Source organism: Capnocytophaga sputigena (assembly GCF_002302495.1).
In the GTDB taxonomy this organism is placed as follows: domain Bacteria; phylum Bacteroidota; class Bacteroidia; order Flavobacteriales; family Flavobacteriaceae; genus Capnocytophaga; species Capnocytophaga sputigena.
Genome location: NZ_CP022379.1, coordinates 989,713 through 1,014,795, shown reverse-complemented (window position 1 = coordinate 1,014,795; position 25,083 = coordinate 989,713). Strand labels below are relative to the sequence as shown.

Genomic DNA, 25,083 nt, shown 5'->3' with positions numbered 1-25,083 from the left:
CAAAAAATAGAAAAAAATATTTTCGCTTTCCTGCACGTAAATAGAAATAAAAATATTACCTTTGTACCTCAAAAAACTTTTTGATAAAAACCAATGACAGTAGAAGTAAAAAAAGAAGGTAAATTTACATACATCGAAAAAGGTGAGGGCACTCCTATCATTATTTTGCACGGATTGATGGGGGGGCTTAGTAACTTTGAAGAAGTAGTTTCTTTTTTTTCCCGCAAATATAAAGTGGTAGTCCCCGAACTGCCTCTCTTCTCTATGCCTTTGCTCACAACTTCAGTGAAAACATTGGCTAAATATATACAGAAATTCATCAAACACAAGAAGTTTGAAAAAGTAATCCTACTAGGTAATTCACTTGGCGGACACGTAGGCTTGCTCTATACTAAAATGCACCCTAAAAACGTACTCGGATTAGTGCTTACAGGTAGTTCTGGGCTGTACGAAAGTGCAATGAGCGATGGTTATCCACGCCGTGGTGATTACGATTTTATCAAAAAGAAATGCGAAGAAGTGTTCTACGACCCTGCCGTAGCTACTAAAGAAATTGTAGATGAGGTATTTGCTAATATCTCCGACCGTTCTAAACTTATCAAAACTTTGGCACTTGCCAAAAGTGCTATCCGCAACAATATGGCTAAGGATTTGCCTAAAATGGACACCCCTACTTGCCTTATCTGGGGTAAAAATGACAATGTAACCCCTCCTAAAGTAGCTGAAGAATTCCACGAACTATTGCCTAATTCCGAACTGCATTGGATAGACAAATGTGGGCACGCCCCAATGATGGAGCACCCTCAACAGTTCAATGATATTTTAAATAAGTGGCTTGAAAATAAGGAGGTAAGATGATAAAAAAAGCTGAATTTGTGATGAGTAACTCTCAGGTGAGTAAGTGCCCTAAGGAAAACTTACCTGAGTATGCTTTTATAGGGCGTTCCAATGTAGGGAAATCGTCGCTCATCAATATGCTTACCAATCACAAGAATTTGGCTAAAACTTCTGGGCGTCCAGGGAAAACCCAACTCATCAATCACTTCAAAATAGACAATAGTTGGTTTTTAGTAGACCTCCCTGGTTACGGGTATGCAAGAGTATCCAAAGAAACTAAAAAGGTATTTCAGCAATTTATTACTAAATATTTTGAGGAACGACAACAATTGGTATGTGCATTTGTATTAGTAGATGTGCGCCACGAGCCCCAGAAGATAGATGTAGAGTTTATGCAATGGTTAGGCGAACACGGCATTCCGTTTGCTATTGTCTTCACCAAAGCCGATAAACTCAAACCTTTGGTAATTGAGCGCAATATAGCAGCTTATCAACAAGTGCTCCTCGAAACTTGGGAAGAATTTCCACCTTACTTCGTCACTTCAGCCGAAAACAAAACCGGCAAAGAAGAACTAACCCATTACATCGAACAAATCAATGAAGAGATAAAAAATAAGAGATAAAAAGTACAATTTCTTACTTCTTATCTCTTATCTAATTAAAATACTTCTGATATTACTTTCACAATATTATCCGATTTTCCCATAGAATAGTAATGCAATACGGGTGCTCCTGCAGCTTTCAGCTCTTTGCTTTGCTGTATAGCCCATTCTATGCCCACTTGTTTTACATCGGCGTTGTTTTTGCAGGCTTCTACTGCTTTGATGAGCTCTTCGGGGAAGTCTATTTTAAAGGCTTGTGAAAGCAGGTTGAGGTGCTTTTTAATAGCAATAGGTTTAATCCCTGGTATGATAGGCACATTGATACCCGCTTCTTTGGCTTTCTCTACAAACTCAAAATACTTCTGATTGTCAAAAAACATTTGTGTTACCACATAGTCGGCACCGGCATCTACCTTTTCTTTCAGGCGCGCCAAGTCCGAGGTGAGTGAGGGGGCTTCAATGTGTTTTTCAGGATACCCCGCTACCCCTATACAGAAATTAGCCTTATGGTCGGCAGCAATACCGTTGAGGTAAATTCCTTTGTTCAAATTGATGATTTGAGTAACGAGTTCGGTAGCATAAGTATGTCCGCCCTCAGTAGGCTGAAAGTAGCGTTGTTCTTTCATTGCATCGCCGCGCAAAGCCATTACGTTGTCTATACCCAAGTAGAGGCAATCTACCAAAAGGTACTCAGTTTCTTCTTTTGAAAAACCACCACAAAGCACGTGTGGTACAGTATCTACCTTATATTTATGCTGAATAGCCGCGCAAATACCCACGGTACCAGGGCGCATACGGGTTACTTTCTTTTCCAATAGCCCATTGGGGTGTTCAATGTAATAATACTCCTCACGTGAGGTAGTTACATCTATAAACGGAGGGTTGAACTCCATTAAGGGGTCTATGTTTTGGTATAATTCTTCAATATTATTTCCCTTTTTAGGAGGTACTACTTCAAAGGAGAAGAGTGTTTTTCCTTTGGCATTCTTAATATGGTCTGTTATTTTCATATTTTCCTTTAAATTCTTCTTTTGCTATCAGTGTATATCGTTTTATAAAGTCTGTTTTGTGAGCGGTATAAGCATCTCGGTCGTACTGGAAAGGCTTCCAAAGAGACAATTTAAGTGTTTCATAGTCTTTGGCAATTGAGGGGTGAGCTTGTAGTTCATCGCAAAAATAGAGTTCGTCATTATCGCCTTCATAACGCAAGTGCAAGTGAAATACACGTTCTGCAAACCCATTAATAGTATAGCCTTTATTAAAAGAAATCCTATCGTTTGTTTCATTCATACATAGATAACCTGATTGTAAAATGACTTCTTTTAGCTTCTGAAATGAACTGTCTTTCTTCACTTCCAATAGCATATCTACAATAGGTTTGGCTTGTATCCCTTCCACAGCGGTGCTACCTATATGGCTTAGCCGTACCACTTCATCACAAGACAATTGTTTTAAAAGGAAACTGTGTTCTTCCTCATACCATTCTTTCCACAAAGGATTGTGTGGCGTAAGATTGATAGGGAACAGTTGCCACAATTCCTGCAACGACATTTGTAACAAAGGATTTTCTTCTTGATTCATAGTCCTAACACCTGAAACCTGATGCCTAAAACCTACTCTTCTCTGCTAATCTTAAAATATCGCCAAATACCCCGCGTGCGGTTACTGAAGCGCCTGCTCCTGCTCCTTGTATCACGATAGGGTTATCGCCGTAAGATTCGGTGTAAATCTCAAAAATAGAGTCGGCACCTTTTACCTGACCGAGAGCACTGTTGCGCGGAACCGATACGAGCGATACGTCTAACTGTACCGTTTCAGTAGAGGCTAAATCGCCGTGAAGGTCGCCTACATAACGCAGTACGTGGTCGGGCGCTTGGGCTTCTTTGATTTGCTGATAAGGCGCGTTGAACTCGTCTAAGCGTTGCAAAAAGTCTGCTACCGAGCCTTCTCTTAAATGTTCGGGGATAAGATTTTGTATCTTTACATCGGTGAACTCATTACCTAAATCAAGCTCGCGGGCTAAGATGAGCAGCTTGCGCCCTACATCGTTACCACAGAGGTCTTCACGAGGGTCGGGTTCAGTATAACCGCTGTTGATAGCGTGTTGGAGCACCTCGCTAAACGGCTTATTTTCTGCTGAAAAAGTATTGAACAGATAGCTGAGCGTCCCTGAGAAAATCCCCTTGATACGGGTGATGTTCTCGCCTGAATGGTGCAAGAGGCGAATAGTGTCTATCAATGGTAAGCCTGCCCCTACATTGGTTTCGTAGAGATAAGTTTTTTGGTGTTGTTTGAGGGTTTTACGCAGTTCTTGGTAGAAGCCAAACGAAATAGTATTTGCTATTTTATTAGCTGAAACCAAATCGTAACCGCTCTTGATAAGTGGAATATAGTTATCTACAAAGGTTTTGCTGGCGGTTACATCTACCGCGATAAGGTTCTCTAAGTGATTTTTATCTACAAAGGCTTGCAAAGTATCAAAGCTATAAGGAACGGCTTCTTTATCGAAGGCAGAACGCCAATTGTTGCCAATTCCTTTTGCATTGGTGAGCAGTTGTTGTGAATTGGCAATCGCGACAATGCGCAAACTGATGTTTTTGCGGTGGAGTATATTGTCGTGTGCAGCAATCACTTGGTCGATGAGGGTAGCTCCTACGGTACCTTTACCAAAGATTACCAAGTTGATACGGCGTGAAACCCCAAAGATTTCACCATGAATTACGTTCAGTGCCTTGTGGAGTTTTTCGGTTTTAAGTACCAAACTCACGTTTCTACCCGTTACGGCATTGTTGATGAGCAAAGGAACGATTTGGTTGCGTATCAGTGCGTTATAAGGGTGGTGGAAGGTAGCAAGCGGTTGCCCTACGATAGAAATTACGGCTACATCTTCTACAATGCTCACACTGCTCACATCATTGGTGTAGAAATCGTGTGAGAATTCCTCGTCTATAGCTGCTTTGGCAAGTTTAGCATCTTTAGAAGCTACTACCAAGCCTACCCCGCGCTCGGATGACCCTTGCGAGATGATACTCACACTGATACCTTTTTGTGCGAGGGCTTTAAAAATGCGCGCATCTACGCCCACTTTGCCCAAGAGTCCTCGACCTTCCATCACGATAAGGGCATTGTCTTTAATTACCGAAATCGATTTGATGCCCTCTTGCACGCTTTCTTGGTGAATGAGTGTGCCGGCGTCTTCACTATTGAAAGTGTTTTTGATACGCAACGGAATGCCTTTTTCAATGAGTGGGATAATAGTTTTGGCGTGGAGTATAGAAGCTCCAAAGTTAGCCAATTCATTGGCTTCTTCGTAAGAAAGATGGCGTATAATTTTGGCTTCGGGTACTAACTCAGGATTGGCAGTGAAGATACCATCGACGTGGGTGTAGTTTTGCAGTTCGGAAGCGTTGAGGTAGTTAGCCAAAAGTGCTGCCGAATAGTTACTACCATTGCGCCCCAAGGTAGTAGTGTCGCCTTTTTCGGTGGAAGCGATAAAGCCCGTAACCACTGCCACACAATTAGGAGGAATGGTTGCAAAGCGGTCGCGGGTGAGTTTTTCGGATACTGAGTTGATGATTTGTGCATTGCCCACCACCGCATCAGTTTTGAAGATTTCACGGCTATCTACAAAGGTACTTTCCAAGCCCTTGCGCTGGAGTAGTGCTGTTACAAGTTTAGCCGACATCAGTTCACCTTGTGCCAATACCAAATCTTTGGTCTTAGGGCTGTAGTCTTTTAGTAGCGAAACGCCTTCAAGAAGTTTTTCGAGCAACTGAAATTCGGACTCAAACGACACACGAGGGTCGTATTGTTGTTCGTCTTTCAGTTGTTGAAAGTCGGCAGTATAGTCCTCACCTCTACTTGCTTTTTCGAGCAAAGCCTCTAATTCATCGGTGGTGTTGCCTCGCGCAGAAACTACTACCGATAGAGGTTCTTTATGTGAAGTAATGATAATATCAATCACCTTTTCAATGCCGTCATTGGCAAGTGATTTTCCACCAAATTTTAATATCTTCATAACAATTAACAATTAACAAATTCTTACCTCTTATCTCTTATCTAACGAACACTTTCTTTAAATACTGTTCTAACTGTTTGTGTTCTATTAGGAAAGCATCGTGACCGTGTACGGAGTGGATTTCGTAATAGTCTACGGGTTTGCCCATTTCGCGCAGTTCAGTTACAGTGTCGCGGTTCTCTTGAGGAACGAAATACAAATCAGAATCGGTGCTTACAATGGTAATATGGGCAGTGATAGGCGCAACAGCCTCGGCAAAACTACCGCGTTCTTTAGAAATATCTATGGTTTTTACCAATTGGTTCATCAGTTTGTAGGCGGAGAGTGAAAAGCGTTTGTGCAGTTTGTCGCCGTGGTGTAAGAGCCACGTTTCTACATTGTACAACTGCAACGGAATGTTAGTAGTGCGCTCAAATTTCAGTTTCAACGATTGAGGCGTGCGGTAACACAACATCGCGTGGAGACGTGCATCGTGCAAGGGGTGTGTGGAGTTTTTGAGTATCTGCTCTTGCAAAAGGCAGTTACCAATAATCCAGTCGGTTGCTTTCCAATCGGCAGCTACGATTACCAATTCTTTGAAAAGGGTAGGGGCGAGGGCAGCCATTTCCCAAGCAATACCGCCTCCTAACGAGCACCCTACAAGGGCAAATACCTCTTTAAGACCTAAATGCTCGGTGAGCGCTTGGTTGAAAATACGCGCTACATCTATACCCGCCCAATGCTCATAATTAGAAATCATATCTTCTTCGCGTGCTCCAAAACCATTGCCTGGGATATTAAAAGCTACTACTGTGTATTTAAGGGTATCTATCAACTTCCCTTCACCAATAGCTTCTTTCCACCAGCCGTTTTCACCCGTTACTTGTGAATTGCCTGTAAAAGCGTGATTTACCACTACCACGGGCGCTTCTCCTAGCGGTAAGCCAAAACATTGGTAATATAACCTAAGTGAGGGAATGCGCACCCCATAAGAGGTAACGAAATCAGTAAGGGTGTAATGTAGGATATCAGGCATAGAATATTATAGTAAATATTTTTACGAATATTATCTTAAATAGAAAATATTTCTATTTCAAAGATGATGCGCTTTGTGTATATAATTTGAGCGGGGCAAAAGTAAGAAGTTTTTCCTTATAAAGCAAGTTTTTGACAATGAATTGTTTAAATTTGCTAATTTGCTAATAATCTCTTACCTTTGCCGAATCATTTAGAATTGAGATAATGAAAATTATTAAACAGAATAAACTTTGGTATTACATTCGTAACTATGCACTTATTTTCTTTGGTAAAAAGGGAGGGTATGAACGAAAAATAGCAGCTTTGAAAGCTAAATTTTCAGCTGAAGAGTTAAAAAGGTTAGAAGAGCGTGTAGATTATTACTGTAAACTCAATACACCTACTCCTATTTCTGGAAATACTTGTATAGCCGACCTAAAGAAACCAAAAACTCCTAAGGTTTATTACTTCGAAACCTACGAATATGCACGTTTTTTCAACGCTCAACAACCTATTGATTTTGTTTTTGGTGATGTAATTCACATACCTAATACGCCTTCTATCGTAAAAAGTCGCCCTATTAGTGAGGATAATCAAAATTCTGTATTGCTAAAATTAGATAAAACACGTCATTTTATTCGAGTTTTAGATGACAAGCCTTTCCTTGATAAAAAAGATTTGATGATAGGAAGAGGAGGTATATATCAACAGCATCGCTTTGATTTCTACGACAAATGGTTTGGTCACCCTCTTTGCGATTTAGGAAGTGTAGAGAAAAACGGACTTAGCAAACCTGAATGGCTCACTGAAAAAATGAACCTAAAAGCACATTTAGACTATAAGTTTATCCTCAGTTTGCAGGGGAATGATGTCGCTTCAAACCTCAAATGGATAATGAGTTCTAACTCTATAGCTGTGATGCCTAAACCTACTATAGAAACTTGGTTTATGGAGAGTAAACTTGAAGGTGGCAAGCACTATATAGAAATTGCCCCTGACTATCACGACCTTGAGGCAAAACTCACTTATTACATTGCCCATCCCGAGGAATGTTTGGAAATATTAGACAATGCTCATCAATATGTAGCACAATTTTGGAATAAAGAAGCTGAAGATTTGTGTAGCTTAATGGTACTGCAAAAATACTTTTCTCAAGTAACAAGTAATAAATAATAAAAAAGTGCGATGTTTAAAACAGTAAACATCGCGCTTTTTTATCTTCTTTAACTGTATTTTTTTTATTGTCGTTTATCGCTAATTCCTATTGCTTTTCCTATAAGGGTTGTAGAGGTGCAATTTGTTACTTCTACAAGTACAAAATCACCTACTTTATAATTTTCTTTGGGGAATACAACTACAGTGTTTTGAGTGTTGCGTCCCATCCATTCATCAGCTGATTTTTTAGAAGTCCCCTCGATGAGTACTTCAACAATCTTACCTACTTGAGCTTGAGTGCGGTATAAACTGTGTTTTTGTTGCAAGTCGATGATTTCGGCAAGACGGCGTTTTTTCACTTCTTCTGGCACATCATCTTCTATTTTGCGAGCGGCTAACGTACCAGGGCGCTCAGAATAAGCAAACATAAACCCAAAATCGTACTTCACATATTCCATTAGCGAAAGTGTATCGCGGTGATCTTCTTCAGTTTCGGTAGGGAAACCAGCAATCATATCTTGCGAAATGGCACATTCAGGAATGCGTTCGCGTATGCTATCGATGAGTGTAAAGTACTCTTCACGAGTGTGGAGGCGGTTCATTGCTTTGAGAATGCGATTGCTTCCGCTCTGTACTGGCAGGTGAATATATTTGCAGATATTAGGGTGTTTTGCCATTGTGTCAATCACATCAAGGGTCATATCTTGCGGATTAGAAGTAGAAAAACGGATACGCATTTCAGGCTGAGCTGTTGCCACCATATCAAGGAGTTTGGCGAAGTTGATAGCAGTAGCTTGTTGCATCTCACTTGCTTTGCTAAAATCTTTTTTGAGTCCGCCGCCATACCATAGATAGCTATCAACATTTTGCCCCAAGAGAGTCACCTCTTTAAAGCCACGTGCTTGGAGGTCAGCGATTTCGTTGAGGATAGAGTAGGGGTCACGGCTGCGCTCACGTCCGCGAGTGAAAGGCACGATACAGAAAGTGCACATATTGTCGCAACCACGTGTGATAGATACAAAAGCAGTTACCCCATTGCTATTGAGGCGGATAGGCGCAATATCGGCATAAGTTTCATCTTTAGAGAGAATTACATTCACCGCCTCGCGACCTTCTTCTACTTCTTCAAGGAGGTTAGGCAAATCTTTATAAGCATCAGGACCTACCACCATATCCACGATTTTTTCCTCTTCAAGGAAAGCGTGTTTTACCCTTTCAGCCATACAACCCAATACGCCCACTTTCATCGTCGGTTTCTTGCGTTTGTACACATTGAACTGTTCCAAGCGCTTGCGAATAGTCTGTTCCGCCTTTTCGCGTACCGAACAAGTGTTGATGAGCACCAAATCGGCATCATCAACAGTATCAGTAGTATTATAACCTACTTTAGAGAGGATAGAAGCCACAATCTCACTGTCGGAGAAATTCATTTGGCATCCATAACTCTCGATGTATAGTTTTTTAGAATTGTTGTTATCAGCTTGTAGCACAAGGCTTTGTCCTTGTATACTTTCGTCTATTTCTTTACCCATAGAGGTTTTCTTACTTGATTGAGGGCGCAAAGATACAAAACAATTGATAATTAGCAATTGATAAGTAGCAAAAGAGGACTAATAGCTATTTTGCTATTTCTAAAATATTTATTACCTTTGCGCTCTAATAACTCTTAACTTTTAATTCTTAACTAAAACAATGGCTCGTGTTTTAACAGGTATTCAAAGTACCGGTACCCCTCATTTGGGGAATATTCTTGGGGCTATACTCCCCGCAGTGCAAATGGCGTCAGATCCTGCTAATGAATCATTTCTGTTCATTGCCGATATGCACTCTCTCACTCAAATAAAAGACGGCGCTCTTCTTCGCGCCAATACTTATAGCGTCGCTGCCACTTGGTTAGCTTTTGGTTTGGACACAAACAAAGTTACTTTCTACCGCCAGAGCGACGTACCTCAAACTGCTGAACTTTCGTGGTATTTAGCGTGCTTTTTCCCTTACCAACGCCTCACTCTTGCCCATTCATTTAAAGACAAAATGGACTATTTGCAAGATGTGAACGCGGGACTCTTTACTTACCCTATGCTGATGGCTGCCGATATTCTTCTCTACGATGCTGAGGTGGTACCTGTAGGTAAAGACCAATTGCAACACCTCGAGATTACCCGCGATGTGGCTTCTCGTTTCAATCATCAAATGGGTGAAACTTTTGTGTTGCCACAAGCTAAAATAGAGGAAAAAATAATGATTATCCCCGGTACCGATGGTGAGAAAATGAGCAAATCACGCAACAACTTCATCAATATTTTCTTACCCGAAAAGCAACTCCGCAAGCAAATAATGGCTATCCAAACCGATAGTACGCCTTTAGAAGCTCCTAAAGACCCCGATACTTGCAACGTGATGCGCCTCTACCGCCTATTGGCTTCTCCTGAGCAAATACAAACGATGGAAGCTGCTTACCGCGCTGGTGGTTACGGTTTTGGCAATGCCAAACAAGCCCTCTACGAACTGATATTAGAAAAATTTGCTGCCCCACGTGAACGCTACAATTACTATATGGAGCATTTAGATGAACTCGATGCTATCCTCAAAGAAGGTGCTGCCAAAGCACACCGTGTAGCCGATGAAACCTTGCGCAGGGTGCGTGCTAAAATAGGATATTAAAATGACAAAATTAAAAGCTGGCGTCCTCGGTGCAGGACATTTAGGAAAGATACATTTGCGATTGCTCAACCAATCGGATAGATATGAACTCGTAGGTTTTTACGACCCCGATGAAACTAATGCTCAAAAAGTGAGCGAAGAATTTGGCTACAAGCGTTTTGATAGTATAGAAGCCCTTATCGCCGAATGTGATATGGTGGATGTAGTAACTCCTACCCTCAACCACTTTGTGTGTGCCGAAAAGATTATCAAAGCGGGCAAACACCTCTTTATCGAAAAACCTATCGCTACTACAGTAGAAGAGGCTGAAGCAATTATTGCCCTTGCCAAAGAACATCACGTAAAAGGACAAGTAGGTCACGTAGAGCGTTTTAACCCTGCCTTTATAGCAGTACGCGACCAAATTCACAACCCTATGTTCATCGAGGCACACCGCTTGGCAGAGTTCAACCCTCGTGGTACCGATGTGCCTGTAGTGCTCGACTTGATGATTCACGATATCGATGTGATTTTGAGCGTTGTAAAATCAAAAGTGAAACACATTTCGGCAAGTAGTGCAATGGTCATCAGTCATTCACCCGATATTACCAATGCCCGTTTAGAGTTTGAAAATGGTTGTGTAGCCAATATCACTGCCAGTCGTATCTCTATGAAAAATATGCGCAAAAGCAGATTTTTCCAAAAAGATGCTTATATTTCGGTAGACTTTTTGGAGAAAAAAGTAGAAGTGGTGAAAATGAAAGATGCACCCGAAGTAGCTGGTGATTTTGATATGATATTGCAAAATGCGGAAGGAGAACGTCGCCAAATTTATTTTGAATACCCTGAAATACATAATAACAACGCTATCTTAGACGAACTTGAGAGCTTTGCCGATGCTATAGAAAACGATACAACTCCTATGGTTACCCTCGAACAAGGCACTGAAGCCCTTAGAATAGCCAAACAAATTGTAAGTCTATGAAACAACTCATTACGCTCTTAATTTGTGTAGTAGCGAGCCCATTATCAATGGCACAATCTGCTACCGATTTTAAAATCCGCTATGAAACTTTTATCAAAGGGGATATCAAGATCATAGGGAATAACATTCTCAACCGCAATGAGAAGCGCAATTCACCTAACGAACCATACAACGATCGCAGTCCTAAAGCAAAACTCAACGATGAGTTTGATATGCAATACATTGATATTGATAGCGACCCCAGCACGTTTTCCTCTAGTAGTGCCAATTTTGCGTATGAAGGTGCAGGAGGAGGTAAGGTAGCTTATGCAGGTTTGTACTGGTCGGCTACTTATCCGTATGCTAAAGGACAGCTAAAAGGTAGTAAAAACACTATCACCGATGCTAATAGAGAAGATGCTAGCAGCGTGTTGTTCAAAACTCCTAATAGTGGCAGTTATATGCCAATAGATGGTGAATTGATATTTGATGGTCGCACTGATTCCGATTTGAAAAACTCGGCTCCTTATGTGTATTACGCCAATGTAACCAGTATATTATCATCGGCAAATACTGTAGAAGGAGAATACACTGTTGCCAATGTAAAGGCAGCCTTAGGACAAGTAGAAGGAGGTTCGGCTGCAGGTTGGGCACTCGTGATAGTTTATGAGAATACCAATAGCAATATCAAAAAAATAATTACTTACGACGGTTTTTCGGCAATTACTAACGACGCTGCTAAATCTTTCACCTTCAGTGGATTTAAAACTCCTGAAGCAGGTGATTTTAAAACCCGTATTATGGGGGTAACTCTTGAAGGCGACTTTAATATGACGGGTGATAATGTGGCTATAGGTGTACCTGCAAGTGGTAAAACAACTTCTTTGGAAACCAAATTGCGCCCTAATCAAAACTTTTTTAGCAGTGCCATTACCTATAACGATGAGATGGTGAAAACGCGCAAACCTAACAGTGAAAACACTTTAGGGTTTGATATCTTCCGTATGGATATAAAGAACGACAACCAATATCTCATCCCTAACAACGCTACTTCATTAGATTTGAGCTATACCCGTAGTCGCGACCGTTATTATCTGTTTCTCACTGCTTTGGAGATAGAGAACAACCCTAAAGAGATTACCCAATTGCACCGTAGTACTCGTGTAACCAAACTTACCGCTAAAGATACTGAAAAAGGATATTACGTGATTGTAGGGGTATTCCTCAATATCAACAATGTAAATAATAGGGTAGAAGAGATGAAAAAATGGGGCTATGATGCTCAAGTGTATTACAACCGTGACCAAGTGCTGAACTTCATTTATGTGGCTCGTTACGACAAGTATGAAGATGCAGTGAAAAAGGTAGATGAAATACGCGAAAATACCGAAATCCCCGACCCTTGGATTTTGGATGTTGCCAATTACGATTAATTTTAGATGTTAGACAAAAATACACAAGTAGCCTTACAGAAGGGGGAGATTCTCCCCCTGATGGAGGCTTTTTACAGCTTACAAGGTGAAGGTTTCTACAAAGGAACTGCCGCTTACTTCATTCGCTTGGGCGGTTGTGATGTAGGTTGTCATTGGTGTGATGTAAAGGAAAGTTGGGCTGCCGAAGCACACCCTTTAGTGCCTGTAGATACTATTGTAACCGATGCCTTAGCACACTCCAAAACTATGATTATCACGGGAGGAGAACCCTTGATGTGGAATTTAGATCTTCTTACCGAAAAACTGAGAGCCGCAGGGGCGCGCACTCATATAGAAACTTCAGGGGCTCACCCCTTATCGGGTACTTTTGATTGGATATGCCTCTCTCCTAAAAAAATAAAACGCCCCGTGGGGGACGTTCTTCAAAAAGCTAATGAGCTGAAAATGGTGATTTACAACAACAACGACTTCCTTTTTGCTGAGGAAATGGCTGCACAAGTATCACCAGATTGCCTGCTCTATCTACAACCCGAGTGGAGCAAACGCAATAAGGTAATCCCCAAAATTGTAGATTATGTAATGGCTCACCCTCAGTGGAAAGCCTCCTTACAAATGCATAAATACCTTGATATTAGGTGATAGGTGTTAGGTGACAGGTCTCAGGGGACAGATTGCTACTAATTTACTAATTTAGCAAGGTAATCAAAGTGTTCACCTTCGGCGATAAGTTTACATTCTAACCCTACTGAAATAGCTACATTCTGCAAAGTATTGTAATCTACATACATCCACGGGAAAGGTTTTTCTTTCTGCCCCTTGTACTTCACCACGTAATCCACTTCTCCATAATAATCGAAATAGAGCGGTACATCATAACTGCCATCAGGGTTTTCATCGAACATATAGATAATATCAGAAGAGTCGGTGAGGATTTGTCCGTGTGGCGCTAAAAGCGTTTTGAGGTGAGCATAGAAAGCACCCATTTTTTTAAGCCGTCCGCACATACCTGCGCCATTCATTAGCAAAAGAATGGTGTCATACTGCCCTGTTGTTTCTAATACATTCTGCACTTGGGCATTGCACAATCCTCGCAATTGGCAAGCCTCAATAGCCTTAGGCGATAGGTCGATAGAATGTACTTCAAGTTTGCGTTCATTCTGCAAATAGAGACCGTGAGAGCCTGCCCCACAGCCTACTTCTAATACTTTTCCTTTTGCCATTTGTAGAGCTTTTTGCTCTAATGCAGGCATCTGTTCAAAGGAGCGAAACAAATAAGGCAAGGGCAATACATCTTCCTCGGAAATAGTAGTTTCCGTTTTGATATCTTCAGTATATTGCCCTTGCTGATAATCTAAAATAGCCTGCCCGAATAAGTCTTTCATTAGTTATCCCATTCTAATAAGCGACGTTCACCTTCAATTGTTTTTATATCGGTAATGTCTTGTGACATTTCAATCACACCTTTATAGTTCTTTTCTTTGTCGCGCACTGCAAAATAACGCACATAAATAAGGCGACCGCGATAATTGAACCAGAAATTAGCTTCGTTTTGTGTGCCTGCACGGAAGTTCTCTACAATTTTGAGTACTGTGCCTACACTCTTAGGAGGGTGACAGAATTTTACTTCGCGCCCTATGATACCCGCACTGCGAGGGAATACACGTTCTTCGCCACGGTTGTAGAAAATTACGCGGTCGTGTTCATCTACAAAAGTAATATCAATAGGGAGGGTTTTGAGCAAGAGGTTCACCTGTTCAATGGTCATATAGCCCTCATCATAATGGGCAGCATCATCATCGAATTTAACATCGGTGCGACGTTCGGTATCCATTGAAGGGTGTACATATACAGGCTCATTGGGGTTGTTGTTAGGGTAAGGGGCAGGTTCTTCTTTTAGCATCCAGCCTATTTCTTCCTCACCTTTGCGCATTTCAATCCAATCTTCTTCAGTGAGCAACTGCAAAGCATTAGGGAAGAGGATATTAGCTTCTACATTCAACAAGCGACCCAAGTTATCTTCGATATAGCGTACGTTAGTTTGTGCTGCATCAAAATCTTTTTCTTCTAAGTTTTTGCGCACCAAGCGGAAGATATCGCGAATAGTATCGTGGAAAGACCACATATTTTGTGAAGGGTTTGTCCAGCCGCGTTTTTCCAAGAAAGGGAAAAGCTGGTTTTCTTTGCGAGCAAAGTGTTTTTCTACGGTTGCCAAATGGTTGAACACGTTGTAGAATTTCTGATAATCAGTATGAGGGTCTATGCCAAGGAGCTCGTCCATTAATGAGTAAATAAGTTCAGCTTCAAGCATATAGGTATGCACGGGATGTCCTGCAGGTAAAGTTTGTTCCATAAAAAATTATTTTAGGAGGCAAAGGTATGAAATAATTTGTTAATTTACTAATTTGTTGATTAGCAAATCAAAAAAAGATGTATATTTGTACCTTAAAAAATAACGTTATGAAAGAGTTCATTCATATAGGGCAACGTTTGGTTTTATTAGTTTTAGTATGGATATTGTCATTTATTCTCTACTAAAATGACAAATTCAAGAAATATTTTTATACATACAGATAATGTGCAGATTATTCATTTTTATAACACTTATTTGTTCCCAGAGTTTTTTGTACTCTCAGGATACTATCAATATGATTGATAGGCTACATATCAAAAATGAGTTTAAAGAGTTAGAGGATAGAATAGAGTATCTTGTAAGAAAAGCTAAGATAGTAAATGAAAATGAAGAAATTCAACAGTTTCATATATTTTTCTTAAAAAATACTTTATTCGGTATACCTAATTACAAAGCAGATAAAGAGGAATATTTGAATGGTTCTTTTTTGCAGTATTTGAAACCAAACTATTATAAAATTAACCCCCAAAGACTTTGGCAAAAAAGGAAAGACTATTTAGATACTTCTACCTATATTATGGATATTAAAGGAAATTTGATTGCAACAGGAGATGCAAGACTTGTTTCAATAGCATTTGCATCATATTCTTTAATGATAAAAACAGCAAAATTTCTTTTTGAGAAGAAATTTGATTTTGTTTTTTATATGGGAGGAATTTATGGATATTTTATAGCTATAAAGGAAAGTAAACTATATGTAATTAGTGATTTTAGTGGAGAAATAGAAATGTATGAATGGGAGTACTTTGTGAATAATTGTTTAGATAAAATAGTGCCTTCTCAGTTTATTGAAAAGAAGTAAAAATGATTATAACACATTATGGTAAGAATTATTATTTCTGTATTTTCATTCTTTTGTCTGTGTGCTTGTAGTGTTATTTACAATAAAAAATCTTTTGTATTTAGTAATACACTCAGTGAAAGAAAGTTAAGAACAAATGGATATTATTATCAAGTATACAATCTTGATAAGGATTATATGCGACAAAAAGGTGTATATATCAATATGCAACTTTTTTTAGATAATGGATATACCTATGTTGTCAAAAATGGTTTTGGAGATTACTGTGGTGATTTAATAGAGAAGGAATGTGCTGTTAAAGCCTCAGAATATATGTTGGATAAAAATATAAATGAGTTTTTAGAAGAAACTAGTAAACAAAGCAATAGAAATTATCATATTTGGAATTGGGGTAAATATCATATTCAAAATGATACCATAGTTGTAAAATGGTTTTATAATCATTTTGGTGACTATTTTTTAGTAGAAGAAAAGGGTATTGTAACAGACTCTACAACAATTGATTTTTTCTATTTCAAAGATTACCAAACTAATAACGATACAATATATAAGATTCCTAAAACATATAACTTTAAAGGTCACCCCATTGATAAAATATATAATAAAATCCCAAGGAAATTAGTTGAATGGAAATAGAAAGTTTTCAGCATAGAACTTATAATCCTTATTCATTATGGTAAAGATATTTAAAATATTAATTGCTTGTGTACTGCTTGTCTCTTGCGCCGATTATATCCCTAAGAGAGTAAGCAAGAATTTTTCCTATTGCTACGACCCTCATACGGATTATAGCAAAAATTCTCTTGTGAAATTCAATGGAATTTATAAGATTTGTTACTGCGATTCTATATCTATAGAATGCAATGAAAATTGCTCTTTTGAGTATATGAGATTCTTTCCTAATGGTATTTGTGCTACAAGTTCAAGAATAACTCATAATCTCAATTTTGAAAAAGAATTGATAGTAGATAATGATACTTTGTGTATTTTTAACTTAGAAAATAGTGCTTATACTGTATCAAAAAATGTAAATGAATTTTATGGTCTTTATAAAATTTCAGGAGATACTATAAAAATGATGACTGTTAATGACCAAATGTGGCCTAATCCTTATTGGTATCATTCTGAATATTGGTATATTATTTCAGGTGATACTTTAAAAACAGTTTTTAGAAAAAGTTATACTCACGATAAGATGGCAAGTTATAATGAACCCTCTATTCATTTTATTGAAAAAAATATAAGCGTTACACCAGATGTATGGCTTAAACGTAAAAAATGGTTTTGGTGTAATTCTCAAGAATATGAAAAATATATGAAGAAAAACAATAAATAAAGCCTCCCAATTTCTTAGGAGGCTTTTTTGTATTGTGTTTGTCGTGCTACTACTTATGTGCGTTGTAGAGTTCAGCAACTTTTGCCCAGTTGATTACACTGAAAAACGCTTCGATATAATCAGGACGACGGTTTTGATAATTTAAGTAGTAAGCGTGTTCCCATACGTCTAATCCTAAGATAGGAAAACCGCCACAACCTGTGTTAGGCATCAATGGATTATCTTGATTTGCAGTAGAGCAAATCTCTAGTTTGCCGCCTTTGTGAACACAAAGCCAAGCCCAGCCTGAGCCAAAACGAGTAGCTGCAGCTTTGCTAAAAGCCTCTTTAAAACCTTCAAAACTGCCAAAAGCCTCATCTATGGCTTTAGCGAGTTCTCCAGTAGGTTTTCCACCGCCATTAGGGCTCATTATTTCCCAAAAAAGATTGTGATTGTAAAATCCACCAGCGTTGTTGCGAAGTGCAGCGTTGTTCATATCGAGGTTGGTAAGAATTTCCTCAATACTTTTGCCTTCTACCCCAGCAGGAGCCAAAGCGGCATTCAAGTTGGTTGTATAGGCATTATGGTGTTTTGTATGGTGAATTTCCATTGTACGCGCATCGATATAAGGCTCAAGTGCGTTGTAAGCATAAGGTAATGCAGGTAGTGTAAACATAATATATTCTTTTTAAATTTGTTGCAAAATTACTATAAAAACAAATGAGTAAGAGTATTTTAGTTATAGATTTTTCTTATAAAGCTATAGTTTTATTTGTAAAAGAGAGCAGTTTTACTTATTTTTGTGAACTAAATAATATAAGTTGTTAATTATGAAACGTTGTATTCTATTTTTCTTTTGTAGTTTCTTGTGGGCTACCTATGCACAAGAATTGCCCTTGTTAGACCGTCTTTCAGCTATCAAAAACGGCGATAGAGATTTTTATGCGATTGATGGCTATACCATTACCAATGAGGATTTGAAACTTCCTTTTGATGAAAAAGGCTTTAAGAAAGCCTACCGAAAATTGAAAATTAATGCGCAAGATGCGCAGTCTAACCCTCGCATACACACTGATAACTATTTGGTTAATAGAGATAAAGAGGAGTATGTAGAGTCTCTTTATTTTGTGAAAAGTCCAGCGAATACTATTTCCCTTGTTTGGTTTTCAAAACTGAGAGACAGAGAGGTTGAGGTAGAAGAATCCTTAGTAAACCTCATTGTTGAAAATAAAATCCCTCAGGAATTATTTGCCCCTACCGATGCCAGAAGTATTGATTTTGCAGGACGAAAAATCCCGATGTTAGACGACTGTTATTTCACGGGTATCAACATAGTGCAATGTCCGTACAACGGCGAAATGAATTGGGGAGTATATCGCACTTTGGAAGACGCTCAACAAGCTGTAGCCGAACAGTTTGCAGTCAACAAACAACGCAAAATGTTCAAACCTATAGAAGAGGAAGAAGTTGAGGTACTTTTTGAAGAGATACCCACTAAAGCCAAGAGAGTAGTGTTTGACATCAAGGGAGTTGCGTCAGCTTTAGCAGGGATGTCGGGCGGAAAAACCCTTACGGTATACTATGTAGCCCAAGTGGTGCGCAATCGCCCTATTGCTTGTGTGATGAGCTTTTGGAATAATGATAATATCAATGCTACAACAGGCTTGCCTCCGCTCTTGAGTCGTGTAATGCAATTGAAATGAAGATTAATTTGCTAATTTGCGAATTATTTGTACTTTTGCGCCATTAAATAATTCTAAAAATAACAAACAATGAAAAAAACAATTCTTTTATTAGTTGCTATCTTTGCAATGGTAGCTTGCGGCAAAAGCGATGACAGCAAAGATGGAGGTGGAAACGGAAGCGGAAATTCTTCAGGTTGGGCTCTTAAAATTTTAAAATCTGAAGGAGTTACCGTAGGATCTATTGTAATTCAATATTCAACAGGTGAGACATATATCGATTCAAGTCAAAAACCACTCACTAAAGATTATGTAATGGATATCAAAGGAGGTGAGCCTATGCAAGTAGCAGTAGGAGGAACAGGAGTAAATGATAACTCTACACTTACCATACAACTGTTACAAAACGGACAAGTTAAGAAAACTTCTTCCTCAAAAGGAATTGTTTTAACCACTTATCTTTAAGAAAAATAATAAAAAAGACTTAACCTATCGTTAAGTCTTTTTTATTTATAATCAAATAAATAAATCCCCATTATGAAACAAATTGTATCACTCATCGCTCTATGTCTCGCCCCTCATCTTTGGGCTCAAACCCCTTTTGAAAACATTATCCAGAAATCAAGAAATACGTTTGACTCCTTAAAACTTGCCGAAGATAACCAGATGTATTATAAATTGGAGTTGCTTAGATACTTGTTCGACAAAGAGAAAATTACCTCAGGAGAGTATGACCAAATGGCAAAGGAAATTCGCGAGGCTAACAAGCAACACATTCTCCTACATTACTACAAACAAGCCTTGCAATTAAACTCTGAACTACAGCAAAAAAACTCTCAAATCGCTATAGATACCGTTCCTAAAACAACTACTCTTGATAGCCTCATCACCGATGAGCTGAAAATGGCTTACGAAGAAGAAAGAAGAGAGCTTTACAAGAATAGAATGCGATATGGTGACAACGACCAAACGCTACAACCCCGACCTTATATGGCAATGGGCTTGCAAACGGCAATAGGCGACAACAATCAACTTAAACCTCATCTCCATACCGATTTAGGCTTGGGACTTATAGCACGTATCAGCGAAAAACGACGACTCTTTATTAGTGCAGGCTTGGTGTGGCAAAACAACCGATTTGAAATCAAAGGCGATAACTATTTTGTAACAGAAAATGAAACCTCGCGCTTAATGCCTTATGGAAAACCCTTGAAAAGCTCAAAATTACGTCTGCATTACCTTATCATTCCTATCGAATTGCAAAAGAAAATTAGAAGAGAAAGCCATATAGGAATAGGTTGTTATTTTGGCGGACTTATAGATGCTACTCAAAAAATTAAATATGAAGAAAATGATGAGGATTACAAACTCGTTCTTCGCAACAATCTAAAACCCAATAGAGCCACTTATGGGGTTTCTGCTCAAATAGGCTATGGAGGTTTGGCAATCTATGCCAAATACAGTTTAGCACCCCTCTTCCAGCATACCCCTACCGAGATACACCCTCTTTCAATAGGAGTGAGTTTTTATCTCAATTGATAAATTGAAAAAAATCTAATCAAATTCCAACCTTTTTATTTTTTCTTCGTTTATAAGGACAAAAGAGATTAATTATTTACCATTACCAAAGTGCAAATCGACAAATACCTTATAGAAAAAGCCCAACGCAACGACCGCTTAGCGCAAAAGCAGCTGTACGACCAGTACGCTCCTGCTTTGTTGAGCGTGTGCAGGCTGTACATCAACGACTTGCAATTTGCCGAAGATGCCCTACTAAAAGCCTTCTTCAAAATTTTTACTCATATCAACAAGTACCAAGAACAAGAACATTTCTACGCTTGGATGCGGCGAATCGCTGTGAATGAGTGTATAGATTTCCTCAGAAGCAAAACACAAAAGCTATCCTTTGCCGACTGGAGTGACACTTACGACACGGTAGATGATGCCTACTTAGAGAACGAAACTTTTAGCGATACCGAAATACAATCCTTTGTAGACCAATTGCCTACCGCTTGCCGTGCCGTTTTCAACCTCTATGTGTTTGAGGACTATTCGCACAAGCAAATCGCCGAAGAGCTTTCTATCGGCGAAGGTACTTCTAAATCACAATTGGCGTATGCCAAAAAACTTTTGCAACAACACGTAACAACTTATAAAAAAAGAGCTTAAAACATGTGGAAAGACAATATACAACGCTTATTTAGGTACAGAAAAATCAACCCTTCACCTGCTTTGTGGGAACAATTAGAAGCCCAATTAGCCGAGAGTGAAACCTTGCCAACTGGGCAAAAGAGGCGGAAACTGTGGTATTACACTGCGGCAGCTGCGGTACTGTTATGCCTTGCAATAGGATACTTGTGGCAACAATACACTGAACCCAATAATGACCTCCACGTCTCAAAAAAACTCATTGTTGTAAAGTCATCAGTGCCTACAACCAGCCCGCACCCTATAGTGCCTACAACTCTTAAAGACAGCCAGTGCAGTTCACACCCCTCAATTCTCAAAAATAGCCAATATGCCCCATATCTTACTTCCTCAAAAGAGGAGATTACCCTTATCGATATCAATGCGGTAGATACTCTTTTCACCCAGTATACCGCCGATGCTATACAAAGCCGAATCACCAAGCAGATGGAAGCCCAAATGGCTGCCGATTTGCAGCACCTATCCCCCGAATATTTAGCTCTTGTAGCTACTACTCAAGCAGAACTCAACCAATATGTTACTGAAAAATATCAGCAAGATAAAACCTTCAACACCATTGAAAAAGAACAGCTGAAGGACAAAGTAAAATTCTTAGCTGAAAGGCTACTCAAAGAAATAGGAACACGTGTCGTATCAAATAATAAAAGTTAAAAACAAGTATCAGAAAATGAAAACATTACATCTATTATGGATGACTTGCTTGTTGGCGACAAGCGTCATCACCGCACAAAATAATTCTGAAGAGGCTATTAAAAAATCCAAAGCCACAATAGATTCTATAGTTTCTTCAGAAAAAGAAACGCTCAAGAAAAAACTTTCAGCTGTTAATGAACTGCTTAAAGATAAGAAAATTACCGAAGAATTGGGCTTACAGATAAAGGAAGACCTCACAGCCACTACCGAGAAGAACATCAAAGAAAAAACCGCTGCCGAGGCTGAGCATTTAGCAAAACTTATACGCGAGCAAGTAGATTCAAAGGCTATTGTAAATACTCTTGATACCCTTAATGTGAATAAAGCCAAGGACTATTTGCGTGCAATGCAAGAGTTGGAGAAGGTTTTGCGCAGTAAAGAAAACAAAAAACCAAATACGAATCGCGCTTCTGATGAATTGAATATCTATACATCTGTAGGTATTTGCAACCTCAGAAACGATAGTAATTTTGGTGATAGTCGTTTTCAAACCTTAGGCTCAAGAACATTTGAAATAGGATTTACTACGGGCTTTCGCTTGCTCAAAACTAACAATTTATTCCATATCAACTATGGAATTGCTTGGATGCACAACGGACTCAAATTCAAGGAAAGCGAGTATTTTGTAAGAGAAAACGATGTGACAAAATCGGTACCTTATACCGCTAACAAACTCAGTAAATCTAAATTGCGTACCAATTACCTCATTGTACCTATAGATTTTGAGTTTGATTTTACACCTCCTGAAACTGAAAAAGGGGTTACCGTTTACCCCACTCACGAAAGTTTTAGAGTAGGATTTGGCGGTTATGTGGGGGTGGCTATAGGTGATAGCCAAAAAATAAAGTACAACAATGGAGGTGATACCTATAAAACGGTTATGCGTAACGATTTGAACGTGAGTCCGTTCATATATGGACTCTCAGCACACTTGGGATACAAGAGTTTTTCTATTTACGCGCGTTACAGCCTCGCACCACTCTTCCGCAACAACCCAGTAAACGAATATCCTTTCTCTATAGGAATGCGCTTTGGAGATTAAAAAAATAGGGGCGAAACAACTCGTCCCTATTCTTTTTATAATCAATCAGAATTAACTTGTAATTTTTGCGCCACAAACTTTGACAAAATCTATAAATTGTCAAATTAGCAAATTTTTATTACCTTTGTCGGCAATAAAAAACATTGTAATGACAACAGAAAATACACAATTAGTAATCCTTGATATTCAAGGTAAATTATCGCAAATAGTTTATCAAAGTGAAGAAGTTTTGCGCAATAGCACTATCCTTATCGAAGGTTGCAAACACTTGGAACTTCCTATAGTTTGGGTAGAACAAATGCCCGATAAGTTAGGGGTGACTCACCCCGCGATTGCCGAACTATTAAGCTCTAAAACTCCAGTGAAAAAAAGTAGCTTTTCAGCTTGGGATAATACTGATTTTCAGCAACAACTCTATGACAATCAACGAAAAAGAGTACTCCTTATAGGCATTGAAACTCATATTTGTATCTATCAAACAGCAGTTGATTTGCTAGCCAATGGTTATGAAGTATCAGTAATTGCCGATGCTGTTTCTTCGCGCACCGAGAGTAACAAGCAAATAGGACTCACAATGCTCCGCGATGCAGGCGCTACCCTTTTGAGTACCGAAGCAGCCCTCTTTGCCCTTTTGCGTACTGCCGAGCACCCTAAATTCAAAGAAATAGCACGATTAGTAAAATAAAATCACATTATCAACAACAAAAAATTTTGGCGAAGTCCTTAGACTTCGCCAAAATTTTTATCATTCACATATCACAGTGCCAGTATCTCCTAACACCTGATACCTAACACTTACTGCCTATTACCTGACACTTGTCTATTGTAAATGTACAATGAAACAGCTGCAAATACCCCCAAAGCACAAATCACATACCAGAGTTTTGCAGGATTATAAGCCTGCCAAAGCAGTTCTGTAATTTGCGACTGACTGAGTCCTAATTTCTGACTTGCCAACTCAAAATATTGAGTTTTAGTGAGGTTTTTAGGCATTTCAATAGCGCGTTTGGCTAATTCTATTTTCAATAAACTGTATTTATCTGACCATTCAGTATATAAATATCCTGAAAAGAAACCTGTGAGGTAATTTCCTGCGGCTACGGGCAAAAATACCGTACCTTGATAGAGTGCTTCTTTGCCTTTAGGTGTAATTTGTGCTACAAAAGCCGATAGGGTGGGGCTGGAAGCCATTTCTCCTACCGAGAAAATCACGGTACCTATAATAGTAAACCACGGATTGTTGAACATAAAAGTAAGCGTTACCCCTAAAGTGGCGATAACTGTCCCTCTAATCATAGCGCTCACGTGGCTCATTTTGGTTACAAAATACGATACAAGCACTTGAAAGAAGATAATCATAAACGAATCTATGTTGATAAACCACTCAGCTTTCACTTGTCCTTCAGAGGTGAGGATAGTGCCTAAAAAAGATGATTTTTCATTAATCCACGCACTCAAAGCTGATGAGTCTACCCAATCTTCAATAAAGTTAGGCAAGGTGTAGAAAAGCTGGTTGAACATCGTCCAAAAGCCTACCATCAAAAGCAATAGCACGGTAAGTCGGCGGTCTTTCAAAGCCTCAACAATGTGCATCAGTGATTCTTTGATTTCGGTGAGCAAAGGCTTTCTGATTTTTTGAGCGAGTTTAGGTTCTTTATAGAGGAATAAAGCTACTAACACATTGATAGTCATTACTACAGCTCCTTGTATAAAGATAATGCGCCAACCATATTCGGTGCGGAGGTAGGACGACATTGCAGGACCTAAGAAGCCCCCTATGTTCACCATCATATAGAAAATTCCAAATCCCATAGTGCTGGTGGTTTCATCGGTATTACGCGCCACAATACCATTGACTACAGGTTTAAAAAATCCTGCCCCAATAGCCGATAATAGAAATATAGAATATACTGCTGCATAATCGGTAACTTCTCCCATCAAAAAGTAGCCTACTGCGGTAATAGCACACGAAATTACTAACGAAAGTTTGTAGCCAATACGGTCGGCAATCACCCCAAAAATAGGAGGCAAAAGATAAAGAATAGCCGAAACGTTTGCCATTATACTCGCTTTCTGTAAGTGGTCAAAACCAAGTCCGCCCTTATCAGTAGAGGCAACTAAATAAAGCCCCAAAAGCGTAAAAATACCGTAATAAGCCCAGCGCTCCATCAACTGAAGGAAGCTTGCTACCCAAAAAGTAGGAGAAAATTTATTTAACATAGTTCGTAAGTTATAAGTCGTCCGACATTAGATTTTGAGCGCAAAGGTAGCTAATATCTCATCTTC

Annotated in this window: 26 protein-coding genes; 17 read left to right on the top strand and 9 right to left on the bottom strand. The window is 39.2% G+C overall.

Features of this window, described 5'->3' with window-relative positions; genetic code table 11:
* The first annotated feature begins 93 nt into the window (after positions 1–93).
* Together CGC57_RS04380 and yihA are read left to right on the top strand one after the other, a co-directional pair.
* The gene (locus tag CGC57_RS04380) at positions 94–858 is read left to right on the top strand and encodes an alpha/beta fold hydrolase (protein ID WP_095898121.1); all 765 of its coding nucleotides are present in this window, start codon (positions 94–96) and stop codon (positions 856–858) included.
* On the top strand, positions 855–1,460 hold the full coding sequence (gene yihA / locus CGC57_RS04375; RefSeq protein ID WP_002680158.1) for a ribosome biogenesis GTP-binding protein YihA/YsxC: 606 nt from the start codon (positions 855–857) through the stop codon (positions 1,458–1,460). Before CGC57_RS04380 ends, yihA begins: the two co-directional genes overlap by 4 nt.
* Before the next feature lie 35 nt (positions 1,461–1,495).
* Here yihA and metF read toward each other — a convergent pair whose 3' ends face one another.
* The 4 genes from metF to CGC57_RS04355 are packed head-to-tail and all read right to left on the bottom strand — an operon-like array spanning position 1,496 to position 6,472.
* Positions 1,496–2,449 carry a methylenetetrahydrofolate reductase [NAD(P)H] gene (gene metF, locus CGC57_RS04370; protein ID WP_095898120.1) on the bottom strand — a complete coding sequence of 318 codons (954 nt, stop codon included), beginning with the start codon at positions 2,447–2,449 and terminating at the stop codon, positions 1,496–1,498.
* The gene (locus CGC57_RS04365; RefSeq protein WP_095898119.1) at positions 2,427–3,020 is read right to left on the bottom strand and encodes a GrpB family protein; all 594 of its coding nucleotides are present in this window, start codon (positions 3,018–3,020) and stop codon (positions 2,427–2,429) included. The genes metF and CGC57_RS04365 overlap by 23 nt, the downstream gene beginning before the upstream one ends.
* Positions 3,021–3,045: 25 nt before the next feature.
* Positions 3,046–5,457, bottom strand: a complete 2,412-nt coding sequence (gene thrA / locus CGC57_RS04360) for a bifunctional aspartate kinase/homoserine dehydrogenase I (protein ID WP_095898118.1) — start codon at positions 5,455–5,457, stop codon at positions 3,046–3,048.
* A gap of 37 nt (positions 5,458–5,494) precedes the next feature.
* The gene (locus tag CGC57_RS04355) at positions 5,495–6,472 is read right to left on the bottom strand and encodes an alpha/beta fold hydrolase (RefSeq protein WP_095898117.1); all 978 of its coding nucleotides are present in this window, start codon (positions 6,470–6,472) and stop codon (positions 5,495–5,497) included.
* A 206-nt stretch (positions 6,473–6,678) separates the two neighbouring features.
* Between CGC57_RS04355 and CGC57_RS04350 the strand changes: the two genes are divergently transcribed.
* The gene (locus CGC57_RS04350) at positions 6,679–7,626 is read left to right on the top strand and encodes a glycosyl transferase family 90 (protein WP_095898116.1); all 948 of its coding nucleotides are present in this window, start codon (positions 6,679–6,681) and stop codon (positions 7,624–7,626) included.
* Between the two features lie 65 nt (positions 7,627–7,691).
* Here the strand turns inward: CGC57_RS04350 and miaB are convergent, their stop codons facing one another.
* A complete protein-coding gene (miaB, locus tag CGC57_RS04345) occupies positions 7,692–9,140 on the bottom strand; it encodes a tRNA (N6-isopentenyl adenosine(37)-C2)-methylthiotransferase MiaB (RefSeq protein WP_095898115.1) in 1,449 nt (482 codons plus the stop codon).
* Between the two features lie 160 nt (positions 9,141–9,300).
* On the opposite strand from miaB, the gene trpS reads away from it, so the two are divergent.
* Genes trpS through CGC57_RS04325 form a run of 4 tightly spaced genes read left to right on the top strand, consistent with a single transcriptional unit; the run spans position 9,301 to position 13,284 of the window.
* Positions 9,301–10,269, top strand: coding sequence for a tryptophan--tRNA ligase (trpS, locus tag CGC57_RS04340; protein ID WP_095898114.1), 969 nt, complete (start codon positions 9,301–9,303; stop codon positions 10,267–10,269).
* A gap of 1 nt (position 10,270) precedes the next feature.
* On the top strand, positions 10,271–11,233 hold the full coding sequence (locus tag CGC57_RS04335) for a Gfo/Idh/MocA family protein (protein WP_095898113.1): 963 nt from the start codon (positions 10,271–10,273) through the stop codon (positions 11,231–11,233).
* Positions 11,230–12,645: an SPOR domain-containing protein gene (locus CGC57_RS04330; protein WP_095898112.1), complete on the top strand. Its 1,416-nt coding sequence runs from the start codon at positions 11,230–11,232 to the stop codon at positions 12,643–12,645. Before CGC57_RS04335 ends, CGC57_RS04330 begins: the two co-directional genes overlap by 4 nt.
* A 6-nt stretch (positions 12,646–12,651) precedes the next feature.
* Positions 12,652–13,284, top strand: a complete 633-nt coding sequence (locus CGC57_RS04325; protein WP_095898111.1) for a 7-carboxy-7-deazaguanine synthase QueE — start codon at positions 12,652–12,654, stop codon at positions 13,282–13,284.
* A gap of 38 nt (positions 13,285–13,322) precedes the next feature.
* On the opposite strand, the gene CGC57_RS04320 is transcribed toward CGC57_RS04325, so the two are convergent.
* Positions 13,323–14,027: a class I SAM-dependent methyltransferase gene (locus CGC57_RS04320; RefSeq protein ID WP_095898110.1), complete on the bottom strand. Its 705-nt coding sequence runs from the start codon at positions 14,025–14,027 to the stop codon at positions 13,323–13,325.
* Positions 14,027–14,995, bottom strand: coding sequence for a DUF438 domain-containing protein (locus CGC57_RS04315; protein WP_095898109.1), 969 nt, complete (start codon positions 14,993–14,995; stop codon positions 14,027–14,029). Before CGC57_RS04315 ends, CGC57_RS04320 begins: the two co-directional genes overlap by 1 nt.
* 295 nt (positions 14,996–15,290) lie before the next feature.
* Here CGC57_RS04315 and CGC57_RS04310 point away from each other — a divergent pair, with 295 nt between their 5' ends.
* Genes CGC57_RS04310 through CGC57_RS04300 form a run of 3 tightly spaced genes read left to right on the top strand, consistent with a single transcriptional unit; the run spans position 15,291 to position 17,193 of the window.
* Positions 15,291–15,857, top strand: a complete 567-nt coding sequence (locus CGC57_RS04310) for a hypothetical protein (RefSeq protein ID WP_095898108.1) — start codon at positions 15,291–15,293, stop codon at positions 15,855–15,857.
* A gap of 18 nt (positions 15,858–15,875) precedes the next feature.
* Positions 15,876–16,493: a hypothetical protein gene (locus tag CGC57_RS04305; protein WP_157909305.1), complete on the top strand. Its 618-nt coding sequence runs from the start codon at positions 15,876–15,878 to the stop codon at positions 16,491–16,493.
* A 37-nt stretch (positions 16,494–16,530) separates the two neighbouring features.
* Complete coding sequence (locus CGC57_RS04300) at positions 16,531–17,193, top strand: hypothetical protein (protein ID WP_095898106.1); 663 nt, start codon at positions 16,531–16,533, stop codon at positions 17,191–17,193.
* Between the two features lie 49 nt (positions 17,194–17,242).
* On the opposite strand, the gene CGC57_RS04295 is transcribed toward CGC57_RS04300, so the two are convergent.
* Positions 17,243–17,848, bottom strand: a complete 606-nt coding sequence (locus CGC57_RS04295; protein ID WP_095898105.1) for a superoxide dismutase — start codon at positions 17,846–17,848, stop codon at positions 17,243–17,245.
* 154 nt (positions 17,849–18,002) lie between these two features.
* Here CGC57_RS04295 and CGC57_RS04290 point away from each other — a divergent pair, with 154 nt between their 5' ends.
* The 7 genes from CGC57_RS04290 to CGC57_RS04260 all read left to right on the top strand — a co-directional run bounded on the left by CGC57_RS04290 (position 18,003) and on the right by CGC57_RS04260 (position 23,482).
* Complete coding sequence (locus tag CGC57_RS04290) at positions 18,003–18,875, top strand: hypothetical protein (protein WP_095898104.1); 873 nt, start codon at positions 18,003–18,005, stop codon at positions 18,873–18,875.
* Between the two features lie 69 nt (positions 18,876–18,944).
* Positions 18,945–19,319 (top strand): hypothetical protein, encoded by a 375-nt coding sequence (locus CGC57_RS04285; protein ID WP_095898103.1) that lies wholly within the window; start codon positions 18,945–18,947, stop codon positions 19,317–19,319.
* 72 nt (positions 19,320–19,391) lie between these two features.
* A complete protein-coding gene (locus tag CGC57_RS04280; RefSeq protein ID WP_095898102.1) occupies positions 19,392–20,393 on the top strand; it encodes an outer membrane beta-barrel protein in 1,002 nt (333 codons plus the stop codon).
* 90 nt (positions 20,394–20,483) lie between these two features.
* Entirely contained in the window at positions 20,484–21,023 is a 540-nt protein-coding gene (locus CGC57_RS04275) for an RNA polymerase sigma factor (protein WP_095898101.1), read from the top strand.
* Positions 21,024–21,026: 3 nt separating this feature from the next.
* A complete protein-coding gene (locus tag CGC57_RS04270) occupies positions 21,027–21,713 on the top strand; it encodes an anti-sigma factor (RefSeq protein ID WP_095898100.1) in 687 nt (228 codons plus the stop codon).
* 16 nt (positions 21,714–21,729) lie between these two features.
* Entirely contained in the window at positions 21,730–22,797 is a 1,068-nt protein-coding gene (locus tag CGC57_RS04265) for a hypothetical protein (protein WP_095899458.1), read from the top strand.
* A gap of 148 nt (positions 22,798–22,945) precedes the next feature.
* On the top strand, positions 22,946–23,482 hold the full coding sequence (locus tag CGC57_RS04260) for an isochorismatase family protein (protein WP_095898099.1): 537 nt from the start codon (positions 22,946–22,948) through the stop codon (positions 23,480–23,482).
* Positions 23,483–23,592: 110 nt separating this feature from the next.
* Here CGC57_RS04260 and CGC57_RS04255 read toward each other — a convergent pair whose 3' ends face one another.
* A complete protein-coding gene (locus CGC57_RS04255) occupies positions 23,593–25,017 on the bottom strand; it encodes an MFS transporter (RefSeq protein ID WP_095898098.1) in 1,425 nt (474 codons plus the stop codon).
* Positions 25,018–25,083: the final 66 nt, after the last annotated feature.